The sequence below is a fragment of the Brevundimonas sp. NPDC007368 genome, assembly GCF_042869015.1.
GTDB lineage: Bacteria > Pseudomonadota > Alphaproteobacteria > Caulobacterales > Caulobacteraceae > Brevundimonas.
In genome coordinates this window covers 374,052-400,561 of record NZ_JBIAFA010000003.1, presented here as the reverse complement: position 1 = coordinate 400,561, position 26,510 = coordinate 374,052, and the positions used below count along the sequence as shown (strand labels likewise).

The window sequence follows — 26,510 nt, the reverse complement described above, 5'->3', positions numbered from 1 at the left end:
CCGTAGCGGATCGAGGGTGGGCGCCGCGAGAACTTACGGTCACGGATCGCTGTTTGGCGTTCCGTGGCTGCTGCATTGACGTCGGGTCTTCATTCCTTTGTGGGGGTGAGCTCGCGATTGGGAAAACAGAATGGCAAACTCCACTGACGGTCTCGCCCTGGGTAAGATCGCCTCCGCCACCTCGTTCACCGGAAAGAAGCGTATTCGTCACTCGTTCGGGCGCATCCCCGAAGCGGTGAAGATGCCGAACCTGATCGAGGTTCAGCGCGCTTCCTACGAGCAGTTCCTGCAGCGCGAAGTGCGCAGCGGCCTGCGCAAGGACCAGGGCATCGAGGCGGTCTTCAAGTCGGTCTTCCCGATCAAGGACTTCAACGAGCGCGCCGTTCTGGAGTACGTGTCCTACGAGTTCGAGGACCCGAAGTACGACGTCGAGGAATGCATCCAACGTGACATGACCTTCGCGGCTCCGCTGAAGGTCAAGCTGCGCCTGATCGTCTTTGAAACCGAGGAAGAAACGGGAGCCCGTTCGGTCAAGGACATCAAGGAGCAGGACGTCTACATGGGCGACATCCCGCTCATGACGGACAAGGGCACCTTTATCGTCAACGGCACCGAGCGCGTGATCGTCTCGCAGATGCACCGTTCGCCGGGCGTCTTCTTCGACCACGACAAGGGCAAGACCCACTCGTCGGGCAAGCTGCTGTTCGCCGCCCGCGTCATTCCCTACCGCGGCTCCTGGCTGGACTTCGAGTTCGACGCCAAGGACGTGGTCTACGTTCGTATCGACCGTCGCCGTAAACTGCCGGCCACCAGCTTCCTGCTGGCCCTGGGCATGGACGGCGAGGAAATCCTCAAGACCTTCTACGAGACCGTGCCCTACGAGAAGCGCGGCGAAGGCTGGGTCACGCCCTACAAGCCCGAGCGTTGGCGCGGCGTGAAGCCGGAGTTCGACCTGGTCGACGCCGACACCGGCGAAGTGGTCGCGCAAGCCGGTCAGAAGATCAGCGCCCGCGCCGCCAAGAAGCTGGCCGACGGCGGTCTGGTTTCGCTGTCGCTGGCGGCTGACGCCCTGCTGACCAAGTATCTGGCGGCCGACGCTGTCAACTATGAGACCGGCGAGATCTACGCCGAGGCCGGCGACGAGCTGGACGCCGAAACGATCGCTCTGCTGGAAGAGCGCGGCTTTACCACCATCGACGTGCTGGACATCGACCACGTCACGGTCGGCGCCTACATGCGCAACACGCTGCGCATCGACAAGAACACGGGTCGTGAAGACGCCCTGTTCGACATCTATCGCGTCATGCGTCCGGGCGAGCCGCCGACCCCGGAAGCCGCCGAGGCCATGTTCAACTCGCTGTTCTTCGATGCCGAGCGCTACGACCTGTCGGCCGTGGGCCGCGTGAAGATGAACATGCGTCTGGAAACCCCCGAGGTTTCTGACGAAATCCGCGTCCTGCAAAAGGACGACGTGCTGAAGGTGCTGCAGATCCTGGTCGGCCTGAAGGACGGCCGCGGCGAGATCGACGACATCGACAACCTGGGCAACCGTCGCGTGCGTTCGGTCGGCGAGCTGCTGGAAAACCAGTACCGCGTCGGTCTGCTGCGCATGGAGCGCGCCATCAAGGAGCGCATGAGCTCGGTCGATATCGACACGGTCATGCCGCACGACCTGATCAACGCCAAGCCGGCCGCCGCCGCCGTGCGTGAATTCTTCGGCTCGTCGCAGCTGTCGCAGTTCATGGACCAGACGAACCCGCTGTCGGAGATCACCCACAAGCGTCGTCTTTCGGCGCTTGGCCCGGGCGGTCTGACCCGCGAGCGCGCCGGCTTCGAAGTCCGCGACGTTCACCCGACGCACTACGGCCGCATCTGCCCGATCGAAACGCCGGAAGGCCCGAACATCGGTCTGATCAACTCGCTGGCCACCCACGCGCGCGTCAACAAGTACGGCTTCATCGAGAGCCCCTACCGTCGCGTGAAGGACGGCAAGGCCACGGACGAGGTGGTCTACATCTCGGCCATGGAAGAGGCGAAGCACGTTATCGCCCAGTCCAACATTGAGCTGAAGGCGGGCGAGATCGTCGAGGACCTGGTCCCCGGCCGGATCAACGGTGAATCCCAGCTGCTGACCAAGGCCGACGTCGACATGATGGACGTGTCGCCGAAGCAGGTCGTTTCGGTCGCCGCGGCCCTGATCCCGTTCCTGGAAAACGACGACGCCAACCGCGCACTGATGGGCGCCAACATGCAACGTCAGGCCGTGCCGCTGGTGCAGTCGGACGCGCCGCTGGTCGGCACCGGGATGGAAGCGGTCGTGGCCGTGGACTCGGGCGCTGTGGTGATCGCCAAGCGTGACGGCGTCGTCGAGCAGATCGACGGCACGCGTATCGTTTTGCGCGCCACCGGCGACGTGGACGCCGGTCGCTCGGGCGTCGACATCTACCGCATGTCGAAGTTCCAGCGTTCGAACCAGTCGACCTGCATCAACCAGCGCCCGATCGTGCGCGTGGGCGATGAAGTGAAGGCCGGCGACGTGATCGCTGACGGTCCGTCGACGGACCTGGGCGAACTGGCTCTGGGCCGTAACGTCCTGGTCGCCTACATGCCCTGGAACGGTTACAACTTCGAAGACTCCATCCTGATCTCGGAGCGCATCGTGCGCGACGACATCTTCACCTCCATCCACCTCGAGGAATTCGAAGTGATGGCGCGTGATACGAAGCTTGGGCCGGAAGAAATCACCCGCGACATCCCGAACGTCGGCGAGGAAGCCCTGCGCAACCTCGACGAAGCGGGCATCGTGGCCATCGGCGCCGAAGTCCAGCCGGGCGACATCCTGTGCGGCAAGGTCACGCCGAAGGGCGAAAGCCCGATGACGCCGGAAGAGAAGCTGCTGCGCGCCATCTTCGGCGAGAAGGCTTCGGACGTCCGCGACACCAGCCTGCGTCTGCCGCCCGGCGTCGCCGGCACGGTCGTCGACGTGCGCGTCTTCAACCGTCACGGCGTCGACAAGGACGAGCGCGCCGTGGCCATCGAACGCGCTGAAATCGAGCGCCTCGGCAAGGACCGCGACGACGAGCTCAAGATCCTTGAGCGCAACGTCTATGGCCGCCTGAAGCCGTTGCTGCTCGGCAAGGACGCCGTCTCGGGCCCCAAGGGCATGGGCCGCGGCGAAGTGACCGAAGAGAAGCTGGCCGAAGTGTCCAAGGGCCTGTGGTGGCAGGTCGCCCTCGACGACGAGAAGGCGATGGGCGAACTCGAGGCGATGAAGAAGCAGTTCGAGGACGCCCGTAAGGCCCTCGACCGCCGCTTCGAAGACAAGGTCGAGAAGCTGCAGCGCGGCGACGAGCTGCCGCCGGGCGTCATGAAGATGGTCAAGGTCTTCGTGGCCGTGAAGCGCAAGCTTCAGCCGGGCGACAAGATGGCCGGCCGTCACGGCAACAAGGGCGTCATCTCCAAGATCCTGCCGATCGAGGACATGCCGCACCTGGACGACGGCACCCACGTCGACATCGTTCTGAACCCGCTGGGCGTGCCTTCGCGCATGAACATCGGTCAGATCTTCGAAACCCACCTGGGTTGGGCTGCCGCCGGTCTCGGCAAGCAGATCAAGGGTCTGCTCGATAACTGGATGGACGGCGGTCTGCGCGAGGCCCTGGTCACGCGCCTGACCGAGATCTACGGCGCCGACACGCCTCTGCCGGAATCGGACGAGGACCTGATCGAGCTGGCTCAGAACCTGGCCAAGGGCGTGCCCTTCGCGACCCCGGTCTTCGACGGCGCGCACATCTCGGACATCGAGGACCTGCTGGAGACGGCCGGTCTGGATCGTTCGGGTCAGTCGATCCTGTTCGACGGTCAGACGGGCGAGCAGTTCAAGCGCCCGGTCACGGTCGGCTATGTGTACATGCTGAAGCTGCACCACCTGGTCGACGACAAGATCCACGCCCGCTCCATCGGCCCGTACTCGCTCGTCACCCAGCAGCCGCTGGGCGGTAAGGCGCAGTTCGGCGGTCAGCGCTTCGGGGAAATGGAGGTCTGGGCTCTGGAAGCTTACGGCGCCGCCTACACCCTGCAGGAAATGCTGACGGTGAAGTCCGACGACGTGGCCGGCCGCACCAAGGTCTACGAAGCGATCGTCCGCGGCGACGACAGCTTCGAAGCCGGCATTCCCGAGAGCTTCAACGTGCTCATCAAGGAAATGCGCTCGCTGGGCCTGAACGTGGAGCTGGAGAACGGCTGATCGGAAACAAGGCCCTCTCCCGCACGGCGGGGGAGGGCGGTCCGACCGCCTCTCCTCTCTGAATGATTTTCGCGGGGCAGCCCCGCAGAAGGAAAAAAGATGAACCAGGAAGTCCTGAACATCTTCAACCCGGTTCCGGTCACCCCGACCTTCGACCAGATCAAGATCGCCCTGGCCTCGCCGGAGAAGATCCGTTCGTGGTCGTTCGGCGAGATCAAGAAGCCGGAAACCATCAACTACCGCACGTTCAAGCCCGAGCGTGACGGCCTGTTCTGCGCCCGTATCTTTGGCCCGACCAAGGATTACGAATGCCTGTGCGGCAAGTACAAGCGCATGAAGTACAAGGGCATCATCTGCGAGAAGTGCGGCGTTGAAGTCACGCTGGCTCGCGTTCGCCGTGAGCGCATGGGTCACATCGACCTGGCCGCCCCGGTCGCCCACATCTGGTTCCTGAAGTCGCTGCCGTCGCGCATCTCGCTGATGCTGGACATGGCGCTGAAGGACGTGGAACGCGTCCTCTATTTCGAGAACTACATCGTCACCGAGCCGGGCCTGACCCCGCTGAAGCAGAACCAACTGCTGACGGAAGACGAGTTCTATCGCTACCAGGAAGAATACGGCGACGACGGCTTCACGGCTGAAATCGGCGCCGAGGCCGTCCGCAACCTGCTGATGGGCATCGACCTGAACGCTGAGGCCGAGCGCCACCGCGCCGAGCTGGCCGACAACCCGTCGGAAATGAAGGCCAAGAAGGCGTCCAAGCGCCTGAAGCTGATCGAGGCCTTCCTGGAGTCGGGCAACAAGCCCGAGTGGATGATCCTGACGATCGTGCCGGTCATCCCGCCCGAACTGCGTCCGCTGGTGCCGCTGGACGGCGGTCGCTTCGCGACGTCCGACCTGAACGACCTCTATCGCCGGGTCATCAACCGTAACAACCGCCTGAAGCGCCTGATCGAGCTGCGCGCGCCCGACATCATCATCCGCAACGAAAAGCGGATGCTGCAGGAGTCGGTCGACGCCCTGTTCGACAACGGCCGTCGCGGCCGCGTCATCACGGGCGCCAACAAGCGTCCGCTGAAGTCACTGGCCGACATGCTGAAGGGCAAGCAGGGTCGCTTCCGTCAGAACCTGCTGGGCAAGCGCGTCGACTACTCGGGCCGTTCGGTCATCACCGTGGGCCCCGAGCTGAAGCTGCACGAGTGCGGCCTGCCGAAGAAGATGGCGCTCGAGCTGTTCAAGCCCTTCATCTATGCGCGTCTGGACGCCAAGGGCCTGTCGGGCACTGTCAAGCAGTCCAAGCGCATGGTCGAGCGCGAGCAGCCGCAGGTCTGGGACATCCTGGAAGAAGTGATCCGGGAACACCCGGTGATGCTGAACCGCGCGCCGACGCTGCACCGTCTGGGCATCCAGGCGTTCGAGCCGAAGCTGATCGAGGGCAAGGCCATCCGCCTGCACCCGCTGGTCTGCACCGCCTTCAACGCCGACTTCGACGGCGACCAGATGGCCGTTCACGTCCCGCTGAGCCTCGAGGCCCAGCTGGAAGCGCGCGTCCTGATGATGTCGACGAACAACATCCTGTCGCCCGCCAACGGCAAGCCGATCATCGTGCCGTCGCAGGATATCGTTCTGGGCCTGTACTACCTGTCGCTGGTCAAGGATAACCAGCCGGGCGAGAACAAGCTGTTCGCCAACATGGGTGAAATCGACGCCGCCCTGGACGCTGGCGTCGTCAAGCTGCACACCAAGATCAAGGCCCGCTGGACCGAGATGAACGAGGCTGGCGAAGTCGTCACCAAGGTCATCGACACGACCCCGGGTCGGATGAAGCTGGGCGCTCTGCTGCCGCACAACGCCAACATCGGCTACCGCCTGCTCGACAAGAACCTGACCAAGAAGGAAATCGGAAACCTGATCGATCAGGTCTATCGTCACTGCGGTCAGAAGGCGACGGTCATCTTCGCCGACCAGATGATGCAACTGGGCTTCCGCGAAGCCGCCAAGGCCGGCATTTCCGTTGGTAAGGACGACATCGTCATCCCCGCCAAGAAGGAAGCCCTGGTCAACGAAACCCGCACCCAGGTCGAGGAGTACGAGCAACAGTACGCCGACGGTCTGATCACCAAGGGTGAGAAGTACAACAAGGTCGTCGACGCCTGGGCCAAGGCTACGGACAAGATCGCTGACGAGATGATGGGCGAAATCGCCCAACCTCGCGTCCTGATCAAGGGCCAGGAGCCGGACATCAACTCCGTCTTCATGATGGCCAACTCCGGCGCCCGTGGTTCGCAGGCGCAGATGAAGCAGCTGGGCGGCATGCGCGGCCTGATGGCCAAGCCCTCGGGCGAGATCATCGAGACGCCGATTATCTCGAACTTCAAGGAAGGCCTGACCGTCCTTGAATACTTCAACTCCACCCACGGCGCCCGTAAGGGTCTGGCCGACACCGCGCTGAAGACCGCCAACTCGGGCTACCTGACCCGTCGTCTGGTGGACGTGGCGCAGGACTCCATCGTCACCGAGGAAGACTGCGGCTCGACGCGCGGCATCACCCTGCGCGCCGTGGTCGAAGGCGGCGACGTCCTGGTCTCGCTGGGCCAACGCGTCCTGGGTCGCTATGCGGCCGAGGACATCAAGGAACCGGGCGGCGACACGATCCTCTTCCCCGCAGACACCTACCTGCAGGAAGAAGAGATCGAGGTCATCGATCAGGCCGGCGTCCAGTCGATCAAGGTCCGTTCGGCCCTGACCTGTGAAGCTGAAGCCGGCATCTGCGGCATGTGCTATGGTCGCGACCTGGCGCGCGGCACCAACGTCAACATCGGCGAAGCGGTCGGCGTCATCGCCGCTCAGTCGATCGGCGAGCCGGGCACCCAGCTGACGATGCGTACCTTCCACATCGGCGGTACGGCCCAGGTGGCGGAAACCTCGTTCTACGAGGCGACCAACGCCGGTACGGCCAAGATCGTCGGCCCGACCGTCACCGCCGCACACGGCGACCTGGTGGCCCTGAGCCGCAACGTGGTCGTGGTCGTGGTCGTCGACGGCAAGGACCGCGAGACCCACAAGGTCCCCTACGGCGCCCGCATCCGCGTCAAGGAAGGCGCAGACATCGCCAAGGGCCAGCGTCTGGCGGAGTGGGACCCCTACACCACGCCGATCCTGACCGAAGTCGGCGGCGTCGTTCGCTTCGAGGACCTGGTCGACGGCCTGTCGGTCCGCGAAGAAACCGACGAAGCGACGGGCATCGCCCAGCGCGTGGTTTCCGACTGGCGCGCCAGCCCCCGCGGTTCGGACCTTCGTCCGGCCATGGGTATCACGACTGGCGACACCTACGCCAAGCTGGCCTCGGGCTCTGACGCCCGCTACCTGCTGCCCGTGGGCGCCGTTCTGTCGGTGTCGAACGGCGACGAGGTCAAGCCGGGCGAGATCATCGCCCGTGTTCCGACCGAAGGCGCCAAGACCCGCGACATCACCGGCGGTCTGCCGCGCGTGGCCGAACTGTTCGAAGCCCGTCGTCCGAAGGACTGCGCCGTCATCGCCGAAATGGATGGCCGCGTTGAGTTCGGTCGCGACTACAAGAACAAGCGTCGCATCAAGATCACCCCGGAGCCGGATGCCGACGGCAACCAGGCCGAGGCGGTCGAGTTCCTGATCCCGAAGGGCAAGCACATCTCTGTGCACGACGGCGATCTGATCCAGAAGGGCGACTACATCATCGACGGCAACCCGGATCCGCACGATCTGCTGCGCATCCAGGGCGTCGAGGCGCTGGCCGAGTATCTGGTGAACGAAGTGCAGGAGGTCTACCGACTGCAGGGCGTGCCGATCAACGACAAGCACATCGAAGTCATCGTCCGTCAGATGCTGCAGAAGGTCGAAGTCATCGACTCCGGCGAAACCACCCTGATCCGTGGCGACACGGTCGAGGTGGCCGAGGCGGCCTTCGAGAACGCCAAGGTCGAGAAGCGCGGCGGCCGTCTGGCTGTCACGCAACCGGTCCTGCTGGGCATCACCAAGGCGTCGCTGCAAACCCGCAGCTTCATCTCGGCGGCGTCCTTCCAGGAAACCACGCGCGTCCTCACCGAGGCTTCGGTCCACGGCAAGAAGGACCTGCTGGAAGGCCTCAAGGAAAACGTCATCGTCGGTCGTCTGATCCCGGCGGGCACGGGCGCCTATCTGCGCTCGCTGCAGAAGCTGGCGAACGAGCGCGACGCCCAACTGACCCAGGCTCGCGAAGACGCCATCGAGCCCCTGCCGGCCGATCTGGCGCTGGAACTGGAGCAGCCGGAAGGCTGATCCGTTCTCGGACCTGAAGACTGAAGAGGGCGGCGCCGGCGACGGCGCCGCCTTTCTTTTTTGCGCCGTTGGGCGGCTTGAGGCCGAAGCGGGCCGGGGCTCCCAGGCCTTCTATTGCGGCGGACGCTCAAGCGTTCGACGTTCGCCTTCGTTGACGGTGCTGCGCGCGCCTTGGCGCATGTCGACGCCCTGGACGTCCCTGAGGTGGGCGCCGGCGCAGCCTGTGCCGAAGTTTGAGCCGGGGCAGTCGGCCGGCCCCAGGACGCCGACGCCGCCAGACAGAGGGCGACGTTGCTGTTCGTAGCGCTGCATCTCCCGCGCGCCTTCGCGAGCGAAGCGGGCGTCGCGTTGGGCGTTGCCGCTGCCCGTGATGGCCCGCTGGGCGCCCTCGGCGGCGCGGGCGTTGAAGCGCTCGTCGCAGATGGCCTGTTCGCCGCGCGTCAGGATGGCCGAGGAGGGGCATCCCGCCGGAGAGGTTCGCAGGGCGCGGGCGTTGCGTCCGGCCTGGCCTTCAGGGGCGACGCGCCAGGCGTCGGAGACGCCGTCCACGCCTGAAGCCGCCGCCGAGGGGGCGCCGGGCGCCGGGTTGGCGAGCCGCGGGGCTGGGGCGGCGGGCAGGCCGTCGCGCGCTTCGTCTTCATCCTTCTTGCGGGGACGGAGCGCCGTGACGGGGGCGGTAGCGGCCGGCGCCGCGCGTTCGGCTGCAGCGGGAGGCGCCGGCGTGGGCGCAGGGACGGGCGCCGGGGCGGGCGGAGCGGGAGCACGCGTCGGTGCGGGCAGGGGCGTCGGGGGAATTGTCGGCGCAGTCCGGGGCGGCGCCTGAGGCAGCGGCTGCGGCGCAGGTGTTGGAGCGGGCGTCGGCAAGGGGGCGGGTGCTGATCGTTCGGGCGTGGGCACGGCCCGTTCGGGCGTCGGCGTCGGAAGCGGCTCGACGGTCGGTTCAGGCAGCAGCGGCGTCGGCCGCAGGATCGGCTGGAGCGGCGGCAGGGACGGCCGCTCGATCTCGAGCTGGATGATGGGTTGCAGGTCGGGGGGCGCGACCGGATGCTCTTCGCTGGCCGCAAGCAGGACCATCGAGCCCAGAACGACCACATGCATCACGAGCGAGGCGCCGGCCAGCAGCGTGCGGCGCGTCCCAGGACGTAGACGACGAACTGGCGCGCGGGCCAGAACTGCAACGCTCATTGCGGCTCCCCAATCCTCGTCGAGAAAGATGGCAAGGCAAGCATGGCAATATAGGGGCGAGTCTCGCCCTTTATGGAACCGTGTTTCTGACGGGGCGCGTTGGCCGCCTCCGGGCGTGAATCACTTGACGCCTTTACCCATCGCGCGTAAACGGCGCGCACTTTCGAGACGTGGGCGGTTCGCTGTCTGCTGAGATCGTGACAATTGAACGGACGGGCTGTGCCCGCCGGAACGCCCAAAGCGCGCGTTCCGGCTTTTTCGTTTGGCTGTTCCGGCTCGCTCGATCAACACCCGGGCGGCGCTTCGGCGGCGTCCAAAAGAAGGCTCATGAGGCGCCCCGGCCGAAAGGCACACGCCTCCACATCGAAAAGAGACAAATCGTATGCCTACGATCAACCAGCTGATCCGCAAGCCGCGCAAGCCCAAGCCCACCCGCAACAAGGTGCCGGCTCTGGAGGGTTCGCCCCAGCGTCGCGGCGTTTGCACCCGCGTCTACACCACGACCCCGAAGAAGCCGAACTCGGCTCTGCGTAAGGTCGCCAAGGTCCGTCTGGCCAAGAACGGCTACGAAGCCGTTTGCTACATCCCCGGCGAAGGCCACAACCTGCAGGAGCACTCGGTCGTGCTCATCCGCGGCGGCCGCGTGAAGGACTTGCCCGGCGTTCGCTACCACATCCTGCGCGGCGTGCTCGATACGCAAGGCGTCAAGGACCGCAAGCAGCGTCGTTCGCACTACGGCGCCAAGCGTCCGAAGTAAGCGAACCGCTTTCAGGCCTGCTGGTCTGGACCCTCAGAGATTTTCCCGGCGTCAGTCGGGTACTGCAAGGAATAACCCATGTCGCGTCGTCACCGCGCCCAGAAGCGTGAAGTTCTGCCGGATCCCAAGTTCGGGGACCTGGTGGTCACCAAGTTCATGAACTACGTCATGTACGAAGGTAAGAAGGCCGTCGCCGAAAACATCGTTTACGGCGCCTTCGACATCCTGGCCGAGAAGAAGAAAGACCACACCGCGGTCGAAACCTTCCACGCCGCTCTCGACAACGTCGCCCCGTCGGTCGAAGTCCGTTCGCGCCGCGTCGGCGGCGCCACCTACCAGGTGCCGGTCGAAGTCCGTCCGGACCGTCGTCGCGCCCTGGCCATCCGTTGGCTGGTCAACGCCGCTCGCAAGCGCGGTGAAAACACCATGACGGAAAAGCTGGCTGCTGAGCTGCTGGACGCCTCGAACAACCGCGGCACCGCGGTCAAGAAGCGTGAAGACACCCACAAGATGGCCGAGGCCAACCGCGCCTTCAGCCACTACCGCTGGTAAGCGTCTTAAAACCGTCCCCCTTTGCGTTTATGGGGACGGCGGCGTTCTAAGACGATCCGGCGCGGGCGTTCAGACTGAACCGCCCGCGCCGTCATATCCGACACCAATGGGCGCTCGCCGCGTCCGGGAAGCAGCCCGAAGGCAACTCCAATGCCCCGCACACACAAAATCGAAGACTACCGCAACTTCGGCATCATGGCCCACATCGACGCGGGCAAAACGACGACGACCGAGCGGATCCTGTTCTACACCGGCCGTAACCACAAGATGGGCGAGACGCACGACGGTGCGTCCACCATGGACTGGATGGACCAGGAGCAGGAACGCGGCATCACCATCACGTCGGCCGCGACGACCGCCTTCTGGAAAGGCAAGCGCCTCAACATCATCGACACCCCCGGCCACGTGGACTTCACCATTGAAGTCGAGCGCTCGCTGCGCGTGCTCGACGGCGCCGTGACCGTTCTGGACGGCAACGCCGGTGTTGAGCCGCAGACGGAAACCGTCTGGCGTCAGGCCGACAAGTACAAGGTTCCGCGCATCGTCTTCGTCAACAAGATGGACAAGATCGGCGCTGACTTCGCTGCTTCGGTGCAGTCGATCCGCGACCGTCTGGGCGCCAAGGCTGTGCCGATCCAACTGCCGATCGGCGCTGAAAACCTGCTGAAGGGCGTCATCGACCTGGTCGAAATGAAGGCTCTGGTCTGGGAAACCGACACCGTCGGCGCCGACGCCGATGTCCGCGACATCCCGGCCGACATGGCTGACGAAGCCGCCGCTGCTCGCCAGTACCTGATCGACAACGCCGTCGAACTCGACGACGACGCCATGGAAGCCTACCTGGGCGGCGAAGAGCCCTCGGTCGAAGTGCTGAAGAAGTGCATCCGTAAGGCTGTTCTGACCGGCGCCTTCTACCCGATCCTCGGCGGCTCGGCCTTCAAGAACAAGGGCGTTCAGCCCCTGCTCGACGCCGTCATCGACTACCTGCCGTCGCCGACCGACATTCCGGCCACACCGGGCATCGACTTCCGTACGGAAGAGCCGGTCACCCGCAAGGCCTCGGACGAAGAGCCCCTGTCGGTTCTGGCGTTCAAGATCATGGACGACCCCTTCGTCGGCTCGCTGACCTTCTGCCGCCTGTACTCGGGCAAGATGGAAACCGGCATGTCGCTGCTGAACTCGTCGCGTGACAAGAAAGAGCGCGTCGGCCGCATGCTGCAGATGCACTCGAACAACCGCGAGGACATCAAGGAAGCCTACGCCGGCGACATCGTCGCCCTGGCCGGCCTGAAGGAAACCCGCACGGGCGACACCCTGTGCGACCCGATCAAGTCGCCCATCATCCTCGAGAAGATGGAATTCCCGGCGCCGGTGATCGAGATCTCGGTCGAGCCGAAGACCAAGGCCGACCAGGAGAAGCTGGGCGTGGCTCTGGCCAAGCTGGCTTCGGAAGACCCCTCCTTCACCGTCTCGACCGACCACGAGTCGGGCCAGACGATCCTGAAGGGCATGGGCGAACTGCACCTGGACATCAAGGTCGACATCCTGAAGCGCACCTACAAGGTCGAAGCCAACATCGGCGCGCCGCAGGTGGCCTACCGTGAATCGCTGGGCCGCAAGGTCGACATCGACTACACGCACAAGAAGCAGACCGGCGGTACGGGTCAGTTCGCTCGCGTCATGATCACCTTCGAGCCGGGTGAAGCCGGTTCGGGCTTCGTGTTCGAAAACGCCATCGTCGGCGGCGCGGTGCCGAAGGAATACATCCCGGGCGTCGAGAAGGGTCTGGAATCGGCCAAGGAAAACGGTCTGCTGGCCGGCTTCCCGATGATCGACTTCAAGGCGACCCTGACGGACGGCAAGTTCCACGACGTCGACTCCAGCGTCCTGGCCTTCGAAATCGCGTCGCGCGCCGCCTTCCGTGAACTGAAGGAAAAGGGTTCGCCCAAGCTGCTCGAGCCGATCATGGCGGTCGAGGTCGTGACCCCCGAGGAATACCTCGGCTCGGTCATCGGCGACCTGAACGGCCGTCGCGGCATGATCCAGGGCCAGGACATGCGCGGCAACGCCATCGTCATCAACGCCTTCGTGCCGCTGGCGAACATGTTCGGCTACGTGAACACCCTGCGCGGCATGTCGCAAGGCCGCGCCCAGTTCACCATGCAGTACGACCACTATGAGCCGGTGCCGCAACACGTCGCCGACGAAGTGATCAAGAAGTACGCCTAAGTCCGTCATTTCGACGGACCCACTTGAAAACGGGGCGGTTTGACCACAAATCGCCCCGCCTATCCCCAAACCAAATGGACCCCCGGTTCGGGGACCCTCCAGGAGCTAGAGAATGGCCAAGGAAAAGTTCGAACGCACTAAGCCGCACTGCAACATCGGCACGATCGGTCACGTTGACCACGGCAAGACGACGCTGACGGCTGCGATTACGATCACGCTGGCGAAGGCCGGTGGCGGCAAGGCGATGAACTACGCCGACATCGACGCCGCGCCGGAAGAAAAGGCCCGCGGCATCACGATCAACACGGCGCACGTGGAATACGAGACGGCCAACCGTCACTACGCGCACGTCGACTGCCCCGGCCACGCCGACTACGTGAAGAACATGATCACGGGCGCGGCTCAAATGGACGGCGCGATCCTGGTGTGCTCGGCCGCTGACGGCCCGATGCCGCAGACCCGCGAGCACATCCTGCTGTCGCGCCAGGTCGGCGTTCCGGCCCTGGTGGTCTTCCTGAACAAGGTCGACATGGTCGACGACGAAGAGCTGCTCGAGCTGGTCGAGATGGAAGTTCGTGAACTTCTGTCGTCCTACCAGTTCCCGGGCGACGACATCCCGGTCGTCAAGGGCTCGGCCCTGGCCGCCGTCGAAGGCCGCGACGCCGCCATCGGCGAAGAAGCCATCCTGAAGCTGATGCAGGCTGTCGACGACTACATCCCGCAGCCGGAACGCCCGATCGACCTGCCCTTCCTGATGCCGGTCGAAGACGTCTTCTCGATCTCGGGCCGCGGCACCGTGGTCACGGGTCGCGTCGAGCGCGGCATCGTCAAGGTCGGTGAAGAAGTCGAGATCGTCGGCATCCGTCCGGTCCAGAAGACGACCTGCACGGGCGTCGAAATGTTCCGCAAGCTGCTGGACCAGGGTCAAGCCGGCGACAACGTGGGCGTGCTGCTGCGCGGCACCAAGCGTGAAGACGTCGAGCGCGGCCAGGTGCTGTGCAAGCCGGGTTCGATCACCCCGCACACCAAGTTCGTGGCCGAAGCCTACATCCTGACCAAGGAAGAAGGCGGCCGTCACACGCCGTTCTTCACGAACTACCGTCCGCAGTTCTACTTCCGCACGACCGACGTGACCGGCATCGTGCACCTGAAGGAAGGCGTCGAGATGATCATGCCCGGCGACAACGCCGAGCTGGACGTCGAACTGATCACCCCGATCGCCATGGAAGAGAAGCTGCGCTTCGCCATCCGTGAAGGCGGCCGCACCGTCGGCGCCGGCGTCGTGGCCAAGATCGTCGCCTAAGCGATGGATCCGGGTCTTCGGACCCGAACAGTAAGCGTACCGGCCTGAAGCTGCCCGCAAGGGCGTCAGGCCAGGCGTAAAGCGTAACAGAGCGGCCCCCGGAGCAATCCGGGGGCCGTTTTGCTGTCGGGGTGAAGGGGCGCATAAACCATGGCGGTAAACGCTGCCGAAAGGCGGGGGCGTCAGAACCGGCTGGAATGGATCTTGCTGTCCATTTGCTCAAAGAGAGACCGATGTCCGGCGCACTGATCCTCGATATCCGATCCATGGACAGCCTGACGGCTGACGAGCGCGGGCAGTGGAACGGCTGGGCTGCGGCCGATCCGGATCTGGCCAGCCCCTATTTCCGCGTCGAGTTCGCCGAGATCGCCGCGCGGATCAGCCCGGACTGCGGCCTGGCCGTCTTCCGTCGCGACGGCGCCGTCGTCGGCTACTTCCCCTATCAGAAGCGCGGGGGCGCGATTCAGCCGATCGCCGCGCCGATGAACGACTATCACGGGGTCATAGGCCCGAAAGGCGCTACGCCGAGCCTGGATGAGGTCGCCCGCCTGCTGGGCGGCCGGCGGTTCAGCGTCAACGGCTGGGTGGGGGCGGCGTCGGGCGGCGTCCGGGGCGAGAGCTTCCGCACCACGATTCCCCAGGAGGGGGGCTATGACGCCTGGTACGCGGCGCGACGTCAGGCCTTTGGCAAATACTTCAAGGACAAGGAGAGGGCGCGGCGCAGCATGGCGACCGAGTTCGGTCCGGTCGAGGTCGAGATGGGCCTGCGCGACGGCGCCCTGCTGGACGAGCTGATCGCGCTCAAACGCGAGCAGTACCGGCGGACCACCCGGCACGATGTGTTCGCTTGCGGCTGGACCCGCGACCTTCTGCACGCCCTGATGACTGAGGGGCATGAAGATTTCGGCGCTTCAATCGCGGTGCTGCGCGCCGGCTCCAGGATCGCCGCCATGGAGTATTCGCTGCACGCGGGCCAACGGTTCCATTTCTGGTTCCCTGCTTATGTTCCCGCCCTGGCCCGGTGCTCGCCTGGGATCATCCTGAGCATGGAGACCATCCGGCTGGGGGCGGAGCAGGGGTATCGCGACTTCGACTACGGCTTCGGCGGCGAGGCCTACAAACGCTACTTCTGCGACACGGTGCAACCGGTCACAGAGGCGGCGATCCTTCGACCGGGGCTCCCGGCCGTGCTGGGCGACATGACCGAGGCCGTGCTGAAGCTGGCGGGGCCGGAGCGGGCGGAGAAGCTGGGCAACAGCCTGCGCCGCCGCTGGAACGTCATCGAGGCCTGTGAGACCAACGGCGTGGACCGCTTGAAGGGCGCCGCCCTGGCCGCGCGCGTGGCCTTTTCCAACGCCATGGATCGATCGGCGAACGCATCATGAAGACGAGGACCATCATGTCTGAACGCGGCACCCGCTATCCGGGCCCTATCGCCGAAGCCGCCGTTCATCCGCATAGCCTGATTGCTCAGGGCTTCGCCGAGGATGCGGCCTTGGCCGAGGTTCTCGACCGCTATCCGGCCGAACTGTTCGACATCAACCTGTATGACTACGACGATGAAGGGCAGGTCTCGCTTCGCACCGGCGCGCGCGGACGGCTGGACGGCGGGCAGTTGTTGGAAGCGATCCAGCAGGGCCGGCTGTGGGTCAACCTGCGCGGCGTGCAGACGGGGTGGCCGGCGCTGTGGGCTGCGGCCATGACTGAATATGGCCAGATCGAGAAGACCTATCCGGGGCTGAGGGCGGTCACCAACGCCGGCCAGCTGATCCTGTCGTCGCCCAAGGCGCGGGTGCCCTATCATTTCGACGCGGCCGGGGTGGTGCTGTTCCACCTGCGGGGCCGCAAGCGGATCTTCGTCTATCCTGGCGACGAGGCGCATCTGCCCGAGCGCAACATGGAACAGGTCGTGGCGCGTCAGACGACCGAGGAACTGCCCTACGCCCTTGCCTTTGAGCAGGACGCGCGGATCATCGATCTGGAGCCGGGGCAGGCCCTGACCTGGCCCCTGTATGCGCCGCACCGGGTGGAGAACCTGGACCGGTTCTGCGTCTCCCTGTCGATGGATTTCCAGACCTGGCCGTCGCGGTTCCGCAACGGGGCGCTCTACACCAATGCGGTGATGCGCAGCCGGGGCGGGGCGCCGCGCTTCACTGACCAGATGGGGCAGGGGGAGCTGGCGGCGCGCTGGGCGGCGTCCCTGGCCCTGCGCCGCATGGGAGCATTGAAGAGCCGGATCGCTCATTTCGAGCGGGACTTCGAGCCCGAGGTCGGCGCGGCGGACGGGGCAGGGGCTCTTCAGTCCTGAGCGCTCCAAGCCCATTCCTTACAACGGCTTCATGACCTCGATTTAAAATGACTTGGCGGGCGCCCGCGGTCACCTTCGCCACAGATCAGGAGAGGGACACCGCCATGAAGATCGCCGTTTACGCCGCAGCCTCCGCCGCCGTTCTGGCCGCAATCGCCGCCGCACAGCCCGCCGCCGCCCAGGAGGCCGAAATCCGCAATGCGGTCGCCCGGGTCATCGTGATCCCCGAGGACCGGGCCGACATCGGCGTCGAGATCACGCAGGGCTCGGCCGACCTGCCGCAACTGACCATCGAGCGCCGTGGCGACAAGGTTCGCATCGACGGCGGGCTGGGTCGCCGCCGCAGCATGCTGCAGTTCTCCAACGACAGCATCCGCGAGTGCAACAACGGCCGGGCGGATGCGCGCCAGCCGGGCGAGGGCGCGACGGTCGAACTGGCCGGCAAGGGGCGCATTCGCCTGGGGGACGCGCCGCTGATCGTCCTGCGCACGCCGCGGGAAGTGGACGTCAGTTCGGGCAGCGGCGTTTACGGCTCGATCGGACGCGGGGCCCGCTCCGTCGATCTGGGCGCCGGCGGCTGCGGCAACTGGACCGTGGCCAATGTCGACGGCCGACTGGAGATCGGCGTCGGGGGCTCCGGCACGGTCCGCGCCGGAACGTCGCGATCGCTGGAGGCGTCGGTGGGGGGCTCGGGTTCGATCTTCGCCGGGGCCACGGGTGATCTTGAGGCCAATGTCGGCGGCTCGGGTAATATCGTCGTGGCGAACGTGAACGGCCCGGTGGACGTTTCCATCGGCGGTTCAGGCGATGTGAGCATCCGCGGCGGTCGCGCCTCCAACCTGGACGTCGCCGTCGCCGGTTCGGGCAATGTGCGATTTGACGGAACGGCGGGTAGCGTGGATGCGTCCATCGCCGGGTCGGGCGACGTTCGCATCGCCGAGGCGACCGGTCCGGTGTCGCGCTCGATCGTCGGTTCCGGCGAGGTGCGCATCGGACGCTGATCCGACAGCCTCGCCGCGAAGAAGGCCCGGGAGCGTGGAACCCCCCGGGCCTTTCTCATGTCTGGTCGTGGCCTGCTCTGGCCAAGTCCATAAAAAAACCCCGGCGGATCGCTCCGCCGGGGTTTTCGACCTAGAAGTCGAAGGTCTTCGTTGGCTTAGAAGCCGCGGACGACCGGCAGGCTGGCCAGGGTGCGGCCCAGGTTGGCGCCGGCGCGGTCCAGCGACTGCAGGGTGCCGCCGAAGTTGTAGCGAGCGCCGATCATGAAGACGTCAGCGTCGACGTCGACGTTGGCGATCTCGCTCGACACGCGCTGGTACGAGCCGTTGACGCTGAACGGGCTGTTGGCGAACTGGTACTCAGCGCCGGCGCCGTAGGCCCAGACGTCCGAGTCGCCCAGGTCGGTGTCGACGTTGCTGTACGACACGCCAGCGTTCAGGCGGAACGACGGGTTGACGTAGTAGGCGGCGTCGCCGCCGACGGTCCAGGCGTCAGCGCCGTCCAGGTCCGAGTAGGAGACCAGGCCGGTCAGGGTGGCCGAGGCCAGGTACTTCTGGATTTCAGCGCCAACCGTGAAGGTCTCGTCGCCGCCCAGGTCGGTCACGCCGACGAAGCCGCCGGCGCGCAGGTCCGAACCGAAGGTCTTGGTCAGGTGGGCGGCAGCGGCGGCCGTGGTGTCGTCGCCGAAGTCGCTGTCAGCATAGTTGACGGCGCCGTTGACGGTGACGGTCCATTCCGGGGCGACCTTGAAGGCGCCGACGCCGTCCAGTTGAGCGCCGTCGGTCTTGAAGCCTTCGGTGTCCGAGTGAACGTAGCCGATGCCGGCCGAGCCGACAGCGTCTTGAGCGAAGGCCGGAGCGGCGATCAGGGTGGCGGCGGCGACCGAAGCGAGGAAGACGGTTTTCATTATGATTATCCTTTTTATACGCCGCCGGGTTCGCACCGTGGCGGCACGGGGAAGATAGGCCCCGCATTGTCGTTTCGCTGTTACGAACTTGTCATCTTTCAGCGGTTTAGGGGCGATGTTGCCGAAGGGTGACGCATTGCGGCACGTTTGCGTCGCGAGCCGGGGCGACAATGCGGCGGACGGTTAACAAGCCCGTCATGTGGCCTCGCTTTCGCCTCAGGCCTTAAAAAACGCCCGGCGTCCGATGCGGGATCGGCCTATTATAAGGAGTCTCGGGGCAGGCGAGGGGATGAGTCTCAAACGCCCGCCACGCAACGGTTTCGGCGCTTGACGAAAACGGAATCGGCGGGCATAAGCAGCCCTCTTGTTGGACCGGCTGTGCATCTTCGGGTGCAGACGCGGTTCGCAGGAACGACCTAAGTTACTGTTCTTTGCAGCATTCTTGGGACTTTATGGCCTTCGCGGGGAACTGCGTGGGCCAATCGTTTTTGCGGATTTGCGTTCCTTGGGGCTCTGCCCGAGGCTTCGGTCTTTGAAATGGTTCACAGGGACGCGGTTCCGACCGCTTGGGAATAACAACCGATATGGATCAAAGCATCCGCATCAGGCTCAAGGCCTTCGACCATCGCGTCCTCGATTTTTCGACGCGCGAAATTGTCAACACCGCCAAGCGCACCGGGGCGACCGTTCGTGGTCCGATCCCGCTGCCGACCCTGATCGAAAAGTTCACCGTGAACCGCTCGCCGCACGTCGATAAGAAGTCGCGTGAGCAGTTTGAAATCCGCACGCACAAGCGCGTGCTCGACATCATCGACCCCACCCCGCAAACCGTGGACGCGCTCATGAAGCTCGACCTGTCGGCCGGTGTGGACGTCGAGATCAAGATTTAAGAAAGAAAGAGGCGGGATCCGACATGCGTACGGGCGTGATCGCCAAGAAACTGGGTATGACGCGCGTCTTCGCTGAAGACGGCGCGCACATCCCGGTCACGGTTCTGCAGCTGGATGGCTGTCAGGTCGTGGGTCAGCGCACTCAAGAGCGGGACGGCTACGTCGCCCTGCAACTGGGCGCCGGGACCAAGAAGGCAAAAAACACCAACAAGGCTCAGCGCGAAGTTTTCGCCAAGGCCGAGGTCGAACCTAAGCACTATGTGACCGAGTTCCGCGTTGACGCGGATGCTCTGCTGGACGTGGGCGCCGAGCTGTCGGCCGATCACTTCCTGGCGGGCCAAAAGGTCGACATCCAGGGCGAGACCATCGGTAAGGGCTTCGCCGGCGCCATGAAGCGCTGGAACTTCGGCGGTCTGCGCGCCACGCACGGCGTCTCGCTGTCGCACCGTTCGCACGGTTCGACCGGCCAGCGTCAGGACCCGGGCAAGACCTTCAAGGGCAAGAAGATGGCCGGCCACTACGGCCAGGAAGTCGTCACCCAGCAGAACCTGACCGTCGTCCGCGTGGACGCCGAGCGCGGCCTGATCCTGATCAAGGGCGCTGTCCCGGGTCACGACGGCAGCTACGTCAAGGTTCGCGACGCCGTTAAGAAGGCTCGTCCGGCTGAAGCCCCGTTCCCGGGCGCTGTGAAGTCGGCTGCTGCTCCGGCTGCTGCTGCTCCGGCAGTGGAAGCCAATGAAGGCGGTGAAGCGTAATGAAACTCTCGGTCATCAAACTCGACGGCAAGGCTGCTGGCGACGTTGAGCTGTCGGAAGCCGTCTTCGGCATCTCCGACATCCGCGGCGACCTGCTGGCCCGTTACGTCAACTGGCAGCTGGCCAAGCGCCGCGCCGGCACGCACAAGGTTCAAACCCGCAACGAGAACTCTCGTACGGGCAAGAAGATGTACAAGCAAAAGGGCACCGGCGGCGCTCGTCACGGTTCGCGCCGTGCACCGCAGTTCGTCGGCGGTTCGCGCGCCTTCGGTCCGGTCGTTCGCGACCACGGCTATTCGCTGCCGAAGAAGGTCCGCGCCCTGGCTCTGCGTCACGCTCTGTCGTCCAAGGCCAAGGCCGGCGACCTGATCGTGGTCGACAGCGTTTCGGTCAAGGAAGCCAAGACGGCCTCGCTGCGCGAGACCTTCGGCAAGCTCGGCTGGACCAAGGCCCTGATCATCGCGGGTCCGGAAGTCGACACGAACTTCGGCCTGGCCGCTCGCAACATCCCGCACATCGACGTGCTGCCGAATGCCGGCCTGAACGTCTATGACATCCTGCGGGCCGACAAACTGGTGCTGACCAAGGCCGCCGTCGAGGCGATCGAGGCGCGCTTCGCTGAGAAGGAAGCCGCATAATGGCCGCCGCTCAACCCACCGCCAAGCACTACGACACCATCCTGGCTCCGGTGATCACCGAGAAGGCCACGATCCTGTCGGAACAGAACAAGGTCGTCTTCCGCGTCGCCGGGACCGCGACCAAGGACGAGATCGCTGCTGCGGTCGAAAGCCTGTTCAAAGTCAACGTCCTCAAGGTCAACACCCTGGTTCAAAAGGGCAAGACCAAGCGCTTCCGGGGCATCCTGGGCCGTCGCGTGGACATCAAGAAAGCGATCGTGACGCTGGCCGAAGGTCAGTCGATCGACGTCACGACGGGGCTCTAAGAAGATGGCTCTGAAGCATTACAATCCGACGTCGCCGGGCCGCCGCGCCCTGGTGCTGGTCGACCGGTCCGAGCTCCACAAGGGCCGTCCCGAGAAGTCGCTGACCGAAGGCCTGACCAAGTCGGGCGGCCGTGGTCAGGGCGGTCGCATCGCTGTCCGCTTCCGCGGCGGCGGCGCCAAGACCCTGTACCGCAAGATCGACTTCAAGCGTCGCAAGTGGGACGTGGTCGGCACGGTCGAGCGTCTGGAATACGACCCGAACCGCACCGCCTTCATCGCCCTGGTGACCTACCCGGACGGCGAGAAGACCTACATCATTGCTCCGCAACGCCTGAAGGCCGGCGACGTCATCGTCGCTGGTGAGAAGGTCGACGTGAAGCCGGGCAACGCCATGCCGCTGCGCTCGATGCCCGTGGGTACGATCATCCACAACATCGAGATGAAGCCGGGCAAGGGCGCTCAGCTGGCCCGTTCGGCCGGCGCCTACGCCCAGCTGGTCGGTCGCGATCAGGGCTACGCCCAGATCCGTCTCGGCTCGGGCGAGCTGCGCATGGTTCTGGACTCGTGCATGGCCACTGTCGGCGCCGTGTCGAACCCGGACCACATGAACCAGAACCTCGGCAAGGCCGGTCGCGTTCGTCACATGGGCTTCCGTCCGCACGTTCGCGGCGTCGCCATGAACCCGATCGACCACCCGCATGGTGGTGGTGAAGGCCGGACCTCTGGTGGTCGTACCCCGGTTACGCCGTGGGGCAAGGACACCAAGGGCACCCGCACCCGCAAGAACAAGGCTACGGATAAGTTCATCATCCGTACTCGCCACGTGAAGAAGGCTCGCTAAGAATGGCCCGCTCCTCCTGGAAAGGCCCGTTTGTCGACGGGTATCTGCTCAAGAAGGCCGACGCCGTTCAAACGTCGGGCCGCAAGGACGTGATCAAGACCTGGTCGCGCCGCTCCACCATCCTGCCCCAGTTCGTCGGTCTGACGTTCGGCGTCCACAACGGCCAGAAGCACGTGCCGGTGATGGTCAACGAAGACATGGTCGGCATGAAGTTTGGCGAGTTCGCCCCGACCCGGAACTTCCCGGGTCACGCGGCGGACAAGAAGGCCAAAAGGAAGTAACTGATGGCCAAGTCCAACAACCCCCGCCGCGTCGGCGCCACCGAGGCTCGCGCCAAGCTGGTCAACGTTCGCATCAGCCCGCAAAAGCTGAACCTGGTCGCCGCTTCGATCCGCGGTCTGCCGGTCCAGAAGGCGCTGAACGAGCTGGAATTCAGCCGCAAGCGCATCGCCACCGACGTCCGCAAGGTTCTGTATTCGGCCGTTTCGAACGCTGAAAACAACCACAACCTCGACATCGACAACCTGGTCGTCGCCGAGGCCTTCGTGGGCAAGAACCTGGTGATGAAGCGTTTCGCGAGCCGCGCTCGTGGTCGCTCGTCGCGCATCCTGAAACCGTTCAGCGAGATCACGATCGTGGTCCGTGAAGCCGGCGAGGCCGCCTGATGGGACAGAAAATCAATCCGGTCGGTCTGCGCCTCGGCGTCAACCGCACGTGGGACAGCCGCTGGTTTGCCGGCGGCGCCGACTACGCCCGCCTGCTGCACCAGGACCTGAAGCTGCGTACGTGGCTGAAGGAACGCCTGGTCGCCGCCGGCGTGTCGCGCATCATCATCGAGCGCCCGCACAAGAAGTGCCGCGTGACGATCTACGCCGCTCGTCCGGGCGTCGTGATCGGCAAGAAGGGCGCTGACATCGAGAAGCTCCGCAAGGACATCTCGGCTCGCACCGAAGGCGAAGTTCACCTGAACATCGTCGAAGTCCGCAAGCCGGAAACCGATGCTCAGCTGATCGCTGAAAACATCGCTCAGCAGCTGGAGCGCCGGATCGCCTTCCGTCGCGCCATGAAGCGTTCGATGCAGTCGGCCATGCGCCTCGGCGCCAAGGGCGTCCGCATCAACGTTTCGGGCCGTCTGGGCGGCGCCGAAATCGCTCGTATGGAATGGTACCGCGAAGGTCGCGTGCCGCTTCACACCCTGCGCGCCGACATCGACTATGGCTTCTACGAAGCCAAGACGACCTACGGCATCATCGGCGTGAAGGTCTGGGTCTTTAAGGGTGAAGTGCTCGAGCACGACCCGATGGCTCAGGACAAGCGTTGGGCCCAGGAAGCCTCGGGTCCGTCGTCCAACGAAGGCCGTGGCGGCCCCCGCGGTGATCGCGGTCCGCGCCGTGGTCGTGAGGGCTGATAGGCCATGTTGCAACCGAAAAAGACCAAGTACCGCAAGGCCTTCAAGGGCCGCATCCATGGCTCGGCCAAGGGTGGTTTCTCGCTGAACTTCGGCTCCTACGGCCTGAAGACGGTGGAACCCGAGCGCATCACCGCGCGCCAGATCGAGGCGGCTCGCCGCGCGATCACGCGTCAGATGAAGCGTCAGGGCCGCGTCTGGATCCGCGTCTTCCCGGATCTGCCCGTCACGGGCAAGCCGGCTGAAGTCCGGATGGGTAAGGGCAAGGGCGCCGTGGACCATTGGGCCGCGCGCTGCCACCCGGGCCGTATCCTGTTCGAAATCGACGGCGTGCCGGACGATGTGGCTCGCGAAGCGCTGCGCCTCGGCGCCGCCAAGCTGCCGGTCCGCACCAAGGTGGTCACCCGCCTGGACGCCGGCATCGTTATGGAGCAAGCCGCGTAATGACCAAGATCGCTGATCTGCGGGCTCAAACCCCCGACCAACTGGCCGACGAGCTGCTGAAGCTCAAGAAGGAACAGTTCAACCTGCGCTTCCAGGCCGCCACCGGCCAGATGGAAAAAACCCACCGGGTCTCGGAAGTGCGTAAGGACATCGCCCGTATTTCCACGCTTCTGCGTGCGAACCGCGCGGCGGGTTAAGGAAACACCTATGCCCAAACGTATTCTTGAAGGCGTGGTCGTGTCCGACAAGGGCGACAAGACGGTCGTCGTGAAGGTCGAGCGCACTCTGCTGCACCCGGTCCTGAAGAAGATCGTCCGCCTGTCCAAAAAGTACCACGCTCACGATGAGGGCAACGCCCTCAAAGTCGGCGACGTCGCGCGCATCGTCGAGTGCGCCCCCAAGTCCAAGCTGAAGCGTTGGGAAGTCGTTTCCCCCGCCTCGGCTTCCTAAAGAAAAGGATCGGATCCCATGATCCAGATGCAAACTAACCTGGAGGTCGCCGATAACTCGGGCGCCCGCCGGGTCATGTGCATCAAGGTGTTGGGCGGCTCCAAGCGCCGCTACGCCTCGGTGGGCGACACTATTGTCGCCTCGGTGAAGGAAGCGATTCCTCGCGGCCGCGTGAAGAAGGGCGACGTCGTTCGCGCCATCGTCGTTCGCACCGCCAAGGACATCCAGCGCAAGGACGGCTCGGTCATTCGTTTTGACAAGTCGGCCGCCGTCATCGTCAACAAGCAGAACGAGCCCGTCGGCACGCGGATCTTCGGCCCGGTTCCTCGCGAACTGCGCGCCAAGAACCACATGAAGATCATCTCGCTGGCTCCGGAGGTCCTGTAATATGGCCGCCAAGATCAAGAAGGGCGACACGGTCGTCGTCCTGACCGGCAAGGACAAGGGACGCACCGGCCAGGTGCTGAAGGTCCTGCCGACCGAAAACCGCGTCGTCGTGCAAGGCGTCAACATGGTTCAGCGCCACACGCGCCCGACCCAGGCTGACCCGCAAGGCGGCATCAAGCACAAGGAAGCCTCGCTTCACCTGTCGAACGTCGCGATCGCCGACGCCAACGGCAAGGCGACCCGCGTCGGCTTCAAGGTCGAAGGCGACGCCAAGGTTCGCTTCGCCAAGACCACGGGAGACGTCATCTAATGGCTGACACCAAGTACACGCCGCGTCTCAAGACCGAATATCAGGAGCGCATCCGCGCCGCCCTGAAGGAAAAGTTCGGTTACACCAACGAGATGCAGATTCCCAAGCTGGACAAGATCGTCCTGAACATGGGCGTCGGTGAAGCTGTCGCAGACTCCAAGAAGGTCAATGCGGCCCTCAAGGACCTGACGGCCATCGCCGGTCAGAAGGCTGTGCCGACGAAGGCTCGTAACTCCATCGCCGGCTTCAAGCTGCGCGAAGGCATGGTCATCGGCGGCAAGGTCACGCTGCGCGGCGCCCAGATGTACGAGTTCCTGGACCGCTTCATCACGATCGCGCTGCCGCGCGTGAAGGATTTCCGTGGTCTGAAGGGCACCTCGTTCGATGGTCGCGGCAACTACGCCACGGGTCTGAAGGAACACATCGTGTTCCCTGAGATCAACTACGACCAGATCGATCAGATGTGGGGCATGGACATCGTCGTCTGCACCACGGCCAAGACCGATGAGGAAGCCAAGGCTCTCCTCACCGAGTTCAAGTTCCCGTTCATCAAGAACTGAGCGGGAAGGGAAGAGAACAATGGCTAAGAAAAGCGCCGTAAACCGTAACGAAGCCGTCAAGGCTCTGGTTGCGAAGTATGCCGCAAAGCGCGCCGCCCTTAAGGCGACCGCCAACGATGAAAGCCTGCCGCTGGAAGAGCGTTTCGACGCTCGTCTGAAGCTGGCAGCCCTGCCGCGCAACTCCGCGCCGGGCCGCATTCGCAACCGTTGCGAAGTGACGGGTCGCCCGCGGGCTTACTACCGTAAGCTCAAGATGAGCCGTATCGCCCTGCGCGAACTCGGCAACCTGGGGCAGATCCCCGGCCTGACGAAGTCGAGCTGGTAAGGGGAGCGAACAGATATGATGATCAACGATCCCCTGAGCGACATGATCGCTCGCATCAAGAACGCGGCGACCCGCAAGCGTTCCAAGGTGCTGACCCCGGCCTCCCGTCTGCGCCAGCGCGTCCTCGACGTGCTGCAGGACGAAGGCTACATCCGCGGCTATTCGCTGGTTCAGAACCCCGGCGAGTTCCCGCAGTTCGAGATCGAGCTGAAGTACTTCGACGGCCAGCCGGTGATCGCTGAGATCGCCCGCGTGTCGAAGCCCGGCCGCCGCGTTTACTCGGCCATCAACGAGCTGAAGCCGGTCAAGAACGGCCTCGGCATCTCGATCCTTTCGACTTCGAAGGGCGTCATGTCCGACGCCGCCGCTCGCGACGCTAACGTCGGCGGCGAAGTCCTCTGCAGGGTCTACTGAT

Annotated in this window: 27 protein-coding genes; 25 read left to right on the top strand and 2 right to left on the bottom strand. The window is 64.7% G+C overall.

The annotated features are described in order from the left end of the window. Positions 1-130: 130 nt before the first annotated feature. Positions 131-4,246, top strand: coding sequence for a DNA-directed RNA polymerase subunit beta (gene rpoB, locus ACFYLW_RS08620; protein ID WP_312064541.1), 4,116 nt, complete (start codon positions 131-133; stop codon positions 4,244-4,246). A gap of 99 nt (positions 4,247-4,345) precedes the next feature. Next, positions 4,346-8,542 carry a DNA-directed RNA polymerase subunit beta' gene (rpoC, locus tag ACFYLW_RS08615; protein ID WP_292082330.1) on the top strand — a complete coding sequence of 1,399 codons (4,197 nt, stop codon included), beginning with the start codon at positions 4,346-4,348 and terminating at the stop codon, positions 8,540-8,542. A gap of 111 nt (positions 8,543-8,653) precedes the next feature. On the opposite strand, the gene ACFYLW_RS08610 is transcribed toward rpoC, so the two are convergent. Beyond that, positions 8,654-9,727, bottom strand: coding sequence for a hypothetical protein (locus tag ACFYLW_RS08610; RefSeq protein WP_313473108.1), 1,074 nt, complete (start codon positions 9,725-9,727; stop codon positions 8,654-8,656). Between the two features lie 382 nt (positions 9,728-10,109). On the opposite strand from ACFYLW_RS08610, the gene rpsL reads away from it, so the two are divergent. The 7 genes from rpsL to ACFYLW_RS08575 all read left to right on the top strand — a co-directional run bounded on the left by rpsL (position 10,110) and on the right by ACFYLW_RS08575 (position 17,877). Next, on the top strand, positions 10,110-10,484 hold the full coding sequence (rpsL, locus tag ACFYLW_RS08605) for a 30S ribosomal protein S12 (RefSeq protein ID WP_008260482.1): 375 nt from the start codon (positions 10,110-10,112) through the stop codon (positions 10,482-10,484). Positions 10,485-10,562: 78 nt separating this feature from the next. Continuing rightward, positions 10,563-11,036 carry a 30S ribosomal protein S7 gene (rpsG, locus tag ACFYLW_RS08600; RefSeq protein ID WP_292082328.1) on the top strand — a complete coding sequence of 158 codons (474 nt, stop codon included), beginning with the start codon at positions 10,563-10,565 and terminating at the stop codon, positions 11,034-11,036. Positions 11,037-11,186: 150 nt separating this feature from the next. Continuing rightward, a complete protein-coding gene (gene fusA / locus ACFYLW_RS08595; protein ID WP_292082327.1) occupies positions 11,187-13,265 on the top strand; it encodes an elongation factor G in 2,079 nt (692 codons plus the stop codon). A gap of 112 nt (positions 13,266-13,377) precedes the next feature. Continuing rightward, a complete protein-coding gene (gene tuf / locus ACFYLW_RS08590; RefSeq protein ID WP_313413045.1) occupies positions 13,378-14,568 on the top strand; it encodes an elongation factor Tu in 1,191 nt (396 codons plus the stop codon). Between the two features lie 233 nt (positions 14,569-14,801). After that, positions 14,802-15,953: a GNAT family N-acetyltransferase gene (locus tag ACFYLW_RS08585; protein WP_312065396.1), complete on the top strand. Its 1,152-nt coding sequence runs from the start codon at positions 14,802-14,804 to the stop codon at positions 15,951-15,953. A 14-nt stretch (positions 15,954-15,967) separates the two neighbouring features. Beyond that, positions 15,968-16,876 (top strand): transcriptional regulator, encoded by a 909-nt coding sequence (locus tag ACFYLW_RS08580; RefSeq protein ID WP_312065395.1) that lies wholly within the window; start codon positions 15,968-15,970, stop codon positions 16,874-16,876. Positions 16,877-16,980: 104 nt separating this feature from the next. Next, positions 16,981-17,877, top strand: coding sequence for a GIN domain-containing protein (locus ACFYLW_RS08575; protein WP_312065394.1), 897 nt, complete (start codon positions 16,981-16,983; stop codon positions 17,875-17,877). A gap of 155 nt (positions 17,878-18,032) precedes the next feature. Here ACFYLW_RS08575 and ACFYLW_RS08570 read toward each other — a convergent pair whose 3' ends face one another. Further along, complete coding sequence (locus ACFYLW_RS08570) at positions 18,033-18,782, bottom strand: porin (protein WP_292083345.1); 750 nt, start codon at positions 18,780-18,782, stop codon at positions 18,033-18,035. Between the two features lie 584 nt (positions 18,783-19,366). On the opposite strand from ACFYLW_RS08570, the gene rpsJ reads away from it, so the two are divergent. From rpsJ to rpsH, 16 genes are read left to right on the top strand one after another with little or no spacing between them, the layout of a single operon-like run. Beyond that, the gene (gene rpsJ, locus ACFYLW_RS08565) at positions 19,367-19,672 is read left to right on the top strand and encodes a 30S ribosomal protein S10 (RefSeq protein ID WP_105563630.1); all 306 of its coding nucleotides are present in this window, start codon (positions 19,367-19,369) and stop codon (positions 19,670-19,672) included. A gap of 23 nt (positions 19,673-19,695) precedes the next feature. After that, positions 19,696-20,427, top strand: a complete 732-nt coding sequence (rplC, locus tag ACFYLW_RS08560) for a 50S ribosomal protein L3 (RefSeq protein ID WP_292083344.1) — start codon at positions 19,696-19,698, stop codon at positions 20,425-20,427. Further along, the gene (gene rplD / locus ACFYLW_RS08555) at positions 20,427-21,065 is read left to right on the top strand and encodes a 50S ribosomal protein L4 (protein ID WP_292083343.1); all 639 of its coding nucleotides are present in this window, start codon (positions 20,427-20,429) and stop codon (positions 21,063-21,065) included. Before rplC ends, rplD begins: the two co-directional genes overlap by 1 nt. Next, complete coding sequence (locus tag ACFYLW_RS08550; RefSeq protein WP_003164370.1) at positions 21,065-21,370, top strand: 50S ribosomal protein L23; 306 nt, start codon at positions 21,065-21,067, stop codon at positions 21,368-21,370. Before rplD ends, ACFYLW_RS08550 begins: the two co-directional genes overlap by 1 nt. 4 nt (positions 21,371-21,374) lie before the next feature. Then, the gene (gene rplB / locus ACFYLW_RS08545; RefSeq protein ID WP_312065393.1) at positions 21,375-22,211 is read left to right on the top strand and encodes a 50S ribosomal protein L2; all 837 of its coding nucleotides are present in this window, start codon (positions 21,375-21,377) and stop codon (positions 22,209-22,211) included. A 2-nt stretch (positions 22,212-22,213) separates the two neighbouring features. Beyond that, positions 22,214-22,492 (top strand): 30S ribosomal protein S19, encoded by a 279-nt coding sequence (gene rpsS, locus ACFYLW_RS08540; protein ID WP_184272436.1) that lies wholly within the window; start codon positions 22,214-22,216, stop codon positions 22,490-22,492. 3 nt (positions 22,493-22,495) lie between these two features. Continuing rightward, a complete protein-coding gene (gene rplV / locus ACFYLW_RS08535; RefSeq protein ID WP_105563636.1) occupies positions 22,496-22,876 on the top strand; it encodes a 50S ribosomal protein L22 in 381 nt (126 codons plus the stop codon). Further along, positions 22,876-23,619, top strand: coding sequence for a 30S ribosomal protein S3 (rpsC, locus tag ACFYLW_RS08530; protein WP_292083342.1), 744 nt, complete (start codon positions 22,876-22,878; stop codon positions 23,617-23,619). The genes rplV and rpsC overlap by 1 nt, the downstream gene beginning before the upstream one ends. Positions 23,620-23,625: 6 nt before the next feature. After that, entirely contained in the window at positions 23,626-24,063 is a 438-nt protein-coding gene (rplP, locus tag ACFYLW_RS08525) for a 50S ribosomal protein L16 (protein WP_292083341.1), read from the top strand. Continuing rightward, entirely contained in the window at positions 24,063-24,260 is a 198-nt protein-coding gene (rpmC, locus tag ACFYLW_RS08520; RefSeq protein WP_207826400.1) for a 50S ribosomal protein L29, read from the top strand. The genes rplP and rpmC overlap by 1 nt, the downstream gene beginning before the upstream one ends. A gap of 10 nt (positions 24,261-24,270) precedes the next feature. After that, on the top strand, positions 24,271-24,513 hold the full coding sequence (rpsQ, locus tag ACFYLW_RS08515; RefSeq protein ID WP_105563640.1) for a 30S ribosomal protein S17: 243 nt from the start codon (positions 24,271-24,273) through the stop codon (positions 24,511-24,513). A gap of 18 nt (positions 24,514-24,531) precedes the next feature. Next, the gene (gene rplN, locus ACFYLW_RS08510; protein ID WP_021698481.1) at positions 24,532-24,900 is read left to right on the top strand and encodes a 50S ribosomal protein L14; all 369 of its coding nucleotides are present in this window, start codon (positions 24,532-24,534) and stop codon (positions 24,898-24,900) included. A gap of 1 nt (position 24,901) precedes the next feature. Next, positions 24,902-25,210 carry a 50S ribosomal protein L24 gene (gene rplX, locus ACFYLW_RS08505; RefSeq protein ID WP_292083340.1) on the top strand — a complete coding sequence of 103 codons (309 nt, stop codon included), beginning with the start codon at positions 24,902-24,904 and terminating at the stop codon, positions 25,208-25,210. Beyond that, positions 25,210-25,770, top strand: coding sequence for a 50S ribosomal protein L5 (gene rplE, locus ACFYLW_RS08500; RefSeq protein ID WP_292083339.1), 561 nt, complete (start codon positions 25,210-25,212; stop codon positions 25,768-25,770). The genes rplX and rplE overlap by 1 nt, the downstream gene beginning before the upstream one ends. Before the next feature lie 19 nt (positions 25,771-25,789). Next, complete coding sequence (gene rpsN / locus ACFYLW_RS08495) at positions 25,790-26,095, top strand: 30S ribosomal protein S14 (RefSeq protein WP_292083338.1); 306 nt, start codon at positions 25,790-25,792, stop codon at positions 26,093-26,095. Between the two features lie 15 nt (positions 26,096-26,110). After that, positions 26,111-26,509 carry a 30S ribosomal protein S8 gene (gene rpsH / locus ACFYLW_RS08490; RefSeq protein WP_292083337.1) on the top strand — a complete coding sequence of 133 codons (399 nt, stop codon included), beginning with the start codon at positions 26,111-26,113 and terminating at the stop codon, positions 26,507-26,509. Position 26,510 lies beyond the last annotated feature (1 nt).